Below are 7740 nucleotides of genomic sequence, written 5' to 3'. Positions count from 1 at the left end.
TGGCGGAGCGGACGGGACTCGAACCCGCGACCTCCGGCGTGACAGGCCAGCATTCTAACCAGCTGAACTACCGCTCCACACTCAAACTTTTACCGCGGTGCTGTGGTGGGTGCTGAGGGTTTCGAACCCCCGACCCTCTCCGTGTAAAGGAGACGCTCTACCGCTGAGCTAAGCACCCCAGCGAGCCGCTTAGTTTACAGCATCCTTCAGGGCCTTACCAGCCTTGAACGACGGATTCTTCGAAGCAGCGATCTTGATGGTGTCGCCGGTCTTCGGGTTGCGGCCGGTGCGGGCAGCACGGTCGCGGACCTGGAAGGTACCGAAGCCAACCAGGGTGACCGCATCGCCGTCCTTCAGCGCCTTGGTGACGGCAGCAACGACGGCATCGACAGCGCGGCTGGACTCGGCCTTGGTCAGGTCGGCGGCTTCAGCAACGGCATCGATCAATTCGGTCTTGTTCATTCTCTACAACTCCTTTGGCGGTGGGTTCCGCTTATTCGACAGGGAAGCAACCGCATGCCTTCTGCATGCGGCCGCCATGTGGAAACGGTTCGCCGATTCAGTCATCGCTGACAGCGATCACTCATTCGCGAGTGCTGCTTTTATACCAGTGGCCCTACCCCCACGCAAGCTGGAAAGCCAGCAACGACGCGGGTTTCGGGCCATTGGACAGCGCGCGTCAATGCTTGACGCGCGCGCTTCCACTCGGTTTGGCCTTGCTGCGCACCGTGACACGCTGCGCACTCTTGCGCGCCTTCTTCGGTGCCAACGGACGCTCCAGCGCCAGGTCCAGGACTTCTTCGATGTACTTCACCGGCACGATCTTCAGATCGCGGGTGACGTTGGCCGGGATGTCGGCCAGGTCCTTGCGGTTCTCTTCCGGGATGATCACCGTGCGGATGCCGCCACGCAGTGCGGCCAGCAGCTTCTCCTTCAGGCCACCGATCGCGGTGACGCGGCCACGCAGGGTGATCTCGCCGGTCATCGCCACATCGGCACGCACCGGCACCTTGGTCAGCATCGACACCAGCGAGGTCACCATCGCCGCGCCCGCGCTCGGGCCATCCTTCGGCGTGGCACCATCGGGCACGTGCAGGTGCACGTCGTGCTTCTGCAGGAAGTCGCTGTCGATGCCGAAGCCGACCGCGCGCGAACGCACCACCGACAGCGCCGCCGACGCCGATTCCTTCATCACGTTGCCGAGCTGGCCGGTCAGGATCAGCTGGCCCTTGCCCGGCACCAGCGTCGATTCGATCTGCAGAAGATCGCCGCCGACCTCGGTCCAGGCCAGGCCGGTGACCAGGCCGATCTCGTTCTCTTCCTCGGCACGGCCGAAGTCGAAGCGACGCACGCCCAGGTACTTGTCCAGGTTCTTGCTGGACACGCTCACCAGCGCCTTCTTCTTCGCACCCTTCTTCGCCTTCGCCGCCGGCTGCGGGCCGGCCAGCGCGATCTCCTTCACCACCTTGCGGCAGATCTTGGCGATCTCGCGTTCCAGGTTGCGCACGCCCGATTCGCGCGTGTAGTAGCGCACGATGTCCTGGATGGCATCGCTGCCGATCTCCAGTTCTTCCGGCTGCAGGCCGTTGGCCTTGATCTGCTTGGGCACCAGGTAGCGGGTAGCGATGTTGAGCTTCTCATCCTCGGTGTAGCCGGGGATGCGGATCACTTCCATGCGGTCCAGCAGCGGGCCCGGAATGTTGAGCGAGTTCGAGGTGGCCACGAACATCACTTCGGACAGGTCCAGGTCCACTTCCAGGTAGTGGTCGTTGAACGCGTTGTTCTGCTCCGGATCGAGCACTTCCAGCAGCGCCGAAGACGGGTCGCCACGGAAGTCCATCGACATCTTGTCGATCTCGTCGAGCACGAACAGCGGGTTCTTGCTGCCGACCTTGTTGAGGTTCTGCACGATGCGGCCCGGCATTGAACCGACGTAGGTGCGACGGTGGCCACGGATCTCGGCCTCGTCGCGCACGCCGCCCAGCGACATGCGCACGAACTTGCGGTTGGTGGCCTTGGCGATGGACTGGCCCAGCGAGGTCTTGCCCACGCCCGGCGGCCCGACCAGGCACAGGATCGGGCCCTTCATCTGCTTCACCCGCGACTGCACCGCCAGGTATTCAAGGATGCGTTCCTTGACCTTCTCCAGACCGTAGTGATCGGCGTCCAGGGTGTCCTGCGCAGCCTTCAGGTCCTTGCGCACCTTGCTGCGCTTCTTCCACGGCACGCCCAGCAGCCACTCCAGGTAGTTGCGCACCACCGCCGCTTCGGCGGACATCGGCGACATCTGCTTGAGCTTGTTCAGTTCGTTGCGCGCCTTGGCTTCAACGGCCTTCGGCATGCCGGCTTCGGCGATCTTGCGGGCCAGTTCTTCCAGCTCGCCCGGCGCGTCGTCCAGGTCACCCAGTTCTTTCTGGATGGCCTTCATCTGTTCGTTGAGGTAGTACTCGCGCTGGCTCTTCTCCATCTGCGACTTCACGCGGCCGCGGATGCGCTTCTCCATCTGCTGCACGTCGATCTCGCCATCGACCAGGCCGACCAGCATTTCCAGGCGGTCGCCCACGGCCAGCGTTTCCAGCAGGCGCTGCTTGTCGGCCAGGCGCACGCTGATGTGCGCGGCGATGGTGTCGGCCAGGCGCGCCGGCTCGTCGATGCCCGACAGCGTCTGCAGCAGTTCCGGCGGCAGCTTGCGGTTGGTCTTGACGTACTGCTCGAACAGCGACATCAGCGAGCGGGCGATCGCCTCGACTTCGCGCGCTTCGCGCTCATCGGTGGCGTCGATCTCCACGGCCTGGCCGTGCAGCGAGCCGTTGCGCTCGTCGACGTGGGTGACCTGCACGCGCGACAGGCCTTCGACCAGCACCTTGATGGTGCCGTCGGGCAGCTTCAGCAGCTGCAGCACCTGCGCCAGCGTACCGACCTGGTAGAGGTCGGCCGCATGCGGGTCGTCGGTCTCGGCCGACTTCTGCGCCAGCAGCAGGATGCGCTTGTCCGATTCCATTGCCTGTTCGAGCGCGTGCATGGACTTGTCACGGCCGACGAACAGCGGGATGACCATGTGCGGGAACACCACTACGTCGCGCAGCGGCAGGACCGGCAGGTCGAGGGTTTCACTTGGGGAACGGGCCATGGGGGCTCCAGGGAAGGGGAAAACCGCCTCCGGGAGGGCATCTTCCGGAGACAAAAAAAGCCGATGGCCCCGTTATGGGGCCATCGGCTTTCAGATGCAAGGCATTCCTTGAAAATCCTTTCCAATCAACAACCTGGAAGGATCACTCGGCGCCTGCGGCCTTCTGTTCAGGGGCCGCCGGGGTCTGGTAGATCAGGTACGGCTCGGACTTGTGCTCGATCACCGACTCGTCCACCACCACCTTGCTCACGTTTTCCTGCGACGGCAGGTCGTACATGGTGTCCAGCAGGACCGATTCGACGATGGTGCGCAAGCCACGGGCGCCGGTCTTGCGCTTGAGCGCCTTCCTGGCGATGGCCGACAACGCGTCCGGGCGGAACTCCAGCTCGACGTTCTCCATCTCGAACAGCTTCTTGAACTGCTTGGTGATGGCGTTCTTCGGCTCGGTCAGGATCTTGATCAGGGCCGGCTCGTCCAGCTCCTCCAGGGTCGCCACCACCGGCAGGCGGCCGACGAACTCGGGGATCAGGCCGAACTTGATCAGGTCTTCCGGCTCGACTTCGGCCAGCACCTTGCCCACTTCCTGCTTGCGCTCGCTGCTCTTGACCTTGGCGCCGAAGCCGATGCTGCCGACGTCGGTGGAACGGGCCTGGATCACCTTGTCCAGCCCGGCGAACGCGCCGCCGCAGATGAACAGGATGTTCTTGGTGTCCACCTGCAGGAATTCCTGCTGCGGATGCTTGCGGCCGCCCTGCGGCGGAACGCTGGCCACGGTGCCTTCGATCAGCTTCAGCAGGGCCTGCTGCACGCCTTCGCCGGACACATCGCGGGTGATCGACGGGTTCTCGCTCTTGCGCGAGATCTTGTCGATTTCATCGATGTAGACGATGCCCTGCTGCGCCTTCTCGACGTCGTAGTCGCACTTCTGCAGCAGCTTCTGGATGATGTTCTCCACGTCCTCGCCCACGTAACCGGCTTCGGTCAGCGTGGTGGCGTCGGCCATGGTGAACGGCACGTTGAGCAGGCGGGCCAGGGTCTCGGCCAGCAGGGTCTTGCCCGAACCGGTCGGGCCGACCAGCAGGATGTTCGACTTCGCCAGTTCGACGTCGTCGTTCTTCTGCCGGCTCTCGATGCGCTTGTAGTGGTTGTACACGGCCACGGCCAGGGTGCGCTTGGCGCGGTTCTGGCCGATCACGTACTGGTCGAGCACCTCGAGGATCTCGCGCGGCTTCGGCAGCGAACTGCGCGCCGACTGCGCCTTTTCCTCAAGCTCCTCGCGGATGATGTCGTTGCACAGCTCCACGCATTCATCACAGATGAACACGCTCGGACCCGCAATCAGCTTGCGCACTTCATGCTGGCTCTTGCCGCAGAAAGAGCAGTAGAGGATCTTGCCGGTGTCCGTGGAACGACCTTGGCGGTCTTCGCTCATGCTTCGCTTACCCAGTTACCCCACCCGCTGAACGGGGGTTCGATTCGAGAATAGCACAGGGCCGAGGGGACACCAGTCCCGCCCGACCCTGCAGGAACGGGGCCTCCATGGCCCCGTGAAGGCCGGTCAGCCGGCCTGGATCGACTCATCCGGACGACGCTCCAGGACCTGGTCGACCAGACCGTAGGCCTGCGCCTCGAAGGCGCTCTTGAAGTTGTCGCGCTCGGTGTCGCGGGCGATCGTCTCCAGCGACTGACCGGTGTGCTTGGCCAGCACCTCGTTCAGGCGCGAACGCAGGGTCAGGATCTCACGCGCATGGATGTCGATGTCGGTGGCCTGGCCCTGGTAGCCGCCCAGCGGCTGATGGATCATCACGCGCGAGTTCGGCAGCGCATAGCGCTTGCCGGCCTCGCCCGCGGCCAGCAGCAGGGCGCCCATCGAGGCGGCCTGGCCGATGCAGGTGGTGCTCACATTCGGCTTGATGTACTGCATGGTGTCGTAGATCGCCATGCCGGCGGTGACCACGCCACCCGGCGAGTTGATGTAGATGTTGATGTCCTTTTCCGGGTTTTCCGATTCCAGGAACAGCAACTGCGCCACCACCACGTTGGCCATGTGATCGTCGATCGGGCCCACGAGGAAGATCAGGCGCTCCTTCAACAGGCGCGAATAGATGTCGTAGGCACGCTCGCCGCGGCTGGTCTGCTCGACCACCATCGGAACCAGGTTCAGGGCTTTGGTTCGGTTGTCCATTACGTGAGGTACCTATCTTGGGGGGCAACAACCCCGCGCCGGCAAAGGCGCGGGGCATCCGGTGATCCGCCCGGGCTTACTGGCGGATCGCGTCCTGGAACGACAGCTTCTCTTCGGTGTGCTGGGCACGCTCGGCGATCCAGTCGATCACCTGCTCTTCCATCACACGGTTCTGCAGGCCAGACATCAGCTGGGGATCGTTGCGGTACATCTCAATGACCTGCTCCGGCTCTTCGTAGGTCGAAGCGATCAGACGCATCGTTTCGTTCAGGCGCTTGGCTTCCAGGCGCAGGTCGTTGATGCGGGCCACTTCACCGACCAGCAGGCCGACCAGCACGCGCTTGGCGGCGGCGTCCTTGAAGCCTTCGTGGGCATCGGCCGGGATCTCGCCGACGTTCTGGCCGTTGCGGCGGATCTGCTCGACCTGCTGGGCCAGCATGGCGCGGGCTTCGTTCTCGACCAGGCGCGGCGGCATTTCCACCGAGGCGTAGGCGGCGATCAGCTGCTCGCCGACTTCGCGGCGCAGGCGGTTCATCAGGGCGCCCTTCAGCTCGCGCTCCAGGTTGGCGCGGATGTCGCTGCGGAACTGCTCCACATCGCCGCCCTTCACGCCGAAGCTCTTGATGAAGGCTTCGTCGACCGCCGGCACGACCGGCTCGGACACTTCGGCAACCTTGACGGTGACCTGCACGGTCTTGCCGGCCAGCACCGGCACGCGCCAGTCAGCCGGGAATTCGACGTCCAGGGTCTTCTCTTCGCCCTTGGCCAGGCCGACCAGGCCCTTTTCGATGGTTTCGAACATCATGCCCTGGCCAAGCACGATCGAACCCTTCTCGGTGCCCTCGGCCGGCAGGCGCTCTTCACCGGCCTGCGACCAGGTTTCCACCGCGACCAGGTCACCGTCCTGCGCGCCACGGCTGACCGGGGCCCAGGTGCGACGCTGGTTCTGCAGGTTCTCGATCATCTGGTCGATGTCGGCGTCGGTGATTTCGGCGCTGTGGCGCACGACGGTCAGCTTGCTGACGTCGATGTCGCCGAAGTCCGGCACCACTTCCACGGTGGCCACGAAGGAGAACTCACCCTCGTCGCCCTTGTCGATGCGCGGGCTGCCGACGATGCGCAGGTCGTGCTCGCGCACGGCGGCGTCGAAGGTTTCGCGCAGCAGGCCGTCCAGCGCCTCGCCACGGACCTGCGCGCCGAAGCGCTGCTCGATCACCTTGGCCGGCACCTTGCCCGGGCGGAAGCCCTTGATGCGGGTGGTACGGGCGATTTCGCCCAGGCGGCCGACGATGTGGCTCTGCAGACGCTCTTCCGGCAGCGAGAAGCTCAGGCGGCGTTCCAGGTTGCCGGTGGATTCGATCGAAGCTTGCATGTTGACTCCTGCCACCGGTGGCCCAGGCCCCCGGCTCGATGATTGGGATGAAACGGTTGTAAGGACACGACGTCTGGGACGCGCCTGCTTGCCGCAGCCCTTTAGTTTCGCCCAATTCGGCCTGCACTGCCAGCGCGTGCCGGTCAAGGGGGCGCAGATGGCCCGATCAGGGCGGGGACAGGCCGGCACTGGTGCGAAAGGGGGGACTCGAACCCCCACGCCTTGCGGCACTGGAACCTAAATCCAGGGCGTCTACCAATTCCGCCACTTTCGCGTGGCCGGCACAGGCGTTCATTGTCGCAGGCGATGCAGGGAAGCGAAAGGCCTGCACAAAGCTGAACATGAAAACTCGTGCACAACCAGCGCTTCAGGACCACTCCGGCGGGTGTGCGTCCCTCCGCGACCGCGGTGGTTCGGTGCTGCAGCCAGCCCGGGACGGCGCCGCATCGCCCCCCTGACCAGCCGCAGAATCCACCATGCGGATTCCGCTGATTTCAGTAGTGCTTCAGTTGATCCACGCCATGCGTGGATGAAGGCCGGGGCGACGCACAGGCAAGAAAAAAGCCACTTGGCGAACCAAGTGGCTTTCGTCTGGTGGGCTGTCAAGGATTCGAACCTTGGACCTATTGATTAAGAGTCAACTGCTCTACCAACTGAGCTAACAGCCCGAAATCGGGGCGCGAATTATGACCTGATCCGCTCGGTGGGTGCAAGCACTTTTTTCAACATCGTTGAAACCAGCACTGCTTCCCGCTGCCGCTGCAGAACACCGCCAGGCGGAATTCTTCAGCGCGTGATCCATCGAAACGATGGGGTCACACTTATAAGAAAAAAGCCACCTGGCATACCAGGTGGCTTCCGTCTTGGTGGGCCGTCAAGGATTCGAACCTTGGACCTATTGATTAAGAGTCAACTGCTCTACCAACTGAGCTAACGGCCCGTGAAACTCAGACGCACATTGTAGCGTGCATTCTGTTTATTGCAATACCGTTTCGGCTGCGCCGATGCGGTTGAATCAGTGGGGTGGCTGAGGGGATTCGAACCCCCGACCAC

5 protein-coding genes and 5 tRNA genes are annotated in these 7740 nt (G+C 63.7%); all 10 read right to left on the bottom strand.

The window, feature by feature from the left end; genetic code table 11:
- A tRNA-Asp gene (locus D7T59_RS04065) sits at positions 1-77 on the bottom strand.
- A 26-nt stretch (positions 78-103) separates the two neighbouring features.
- Positions 104-178: transfer RNA gene (locus D7T59_RS04060), tRNA-Val, on the bottom strand.
- Positions 179-189: 11 nt separating this feature from the next.
- The gene (locus D7T59_RS04055) at positions 190-462 is read right to left on the bottom strand and encodes an HU family DNA-binding protein (RefSeq protein WP_004146343.1); all 273 of its coding nucleotides are present in this window, start codon (positions 460-462) and stop codon (positions 190-192) included.
- Positions 463-679: 217 nt separating this feature from the next.
- The gene (lon, locus tag D7T59_RS04050; protein WP_099485204.1) at positions 680-3130 is read right to left on the bottom strand and encodes an endopeptidase La; all 2451 of its coding nucleotides are present in this window, start codon (positions 3128-3130) and stop codon (positions 680-682) included.
- Between the two features lie 142 nt (positions 3131-3272).
- Complete coding sequence (clpX, locus tag D7T59_RS04045) at positions 3273-4562, bottom strand: ATP-dependent Clp protease ATP-binding subunit ClpX (protein ID WP_004154600.1); 1290 nt, start codon at positions 4560-4562, stop codon at positions 3273-3275.
- A 126-nt stretch (positions 4563-4688) separates the two neighbouring features.
- The gene (gene clpP, locus D7T59_RS04040) at positions 4689-5315 is read right to left on the bottom strand and encodes an ATP-dependent Clp endopeptidase proteolytic subunit ClpP (protein WP_004146318.1); all 627 of its coding nucleotides are present in this window, start codon (positions 5313-5315) and stop codon (positions 4689-4691) included.
- Between the two features lie 76 nt (positions 5316-5391).
- Positions 5392-6687 (bottom strand): trigger factor, encoded by a 1296-nt coding sequence (gene tig, locus D7T59_RS04035; protein WP_106550097.1) that lies wholly within the window; start codon positions 6685-6687, stop codon positions 5392-5394.
- Positions 6688-6876: 189 nt separating this feature from the next.
- Positions 6877-6961 (bottom strand) — tRNA-Leu (locus tag D7T59_RS04030).
- A 318-nt stretch (positions 6962-7279) separates the two neighbouring features.
- Positions 7280-7355 (bottom strand) — tRNA-Lys (locus D7T59_RS04025).
- 196 nt (positions 7356-7551) lie between these two features.
- Positions 7552-7627: transfer RNA gene (locus D7T59_RS04020), tRNA-Lys, on the bottom strand.
- Between the last annotated feature and the right edge of the window lie 113 nt (positions 7628-7740).

Origin of the sequence: Stenotrophomonas maltophilia (genome assembly GCF_013464915.1) — a bacterium.
Taxonomy (GTDB): Bacteria; Pseudomonadota; Gammaproteobacteria; order Xanthomonadales; family Xanthomonadaceae; genus Stenotrophomonas; species Stenotrophomonas maltophilia_AT.
This window is presented reverse-complemented; position numbering and strand designations above follow the sequence as displayed.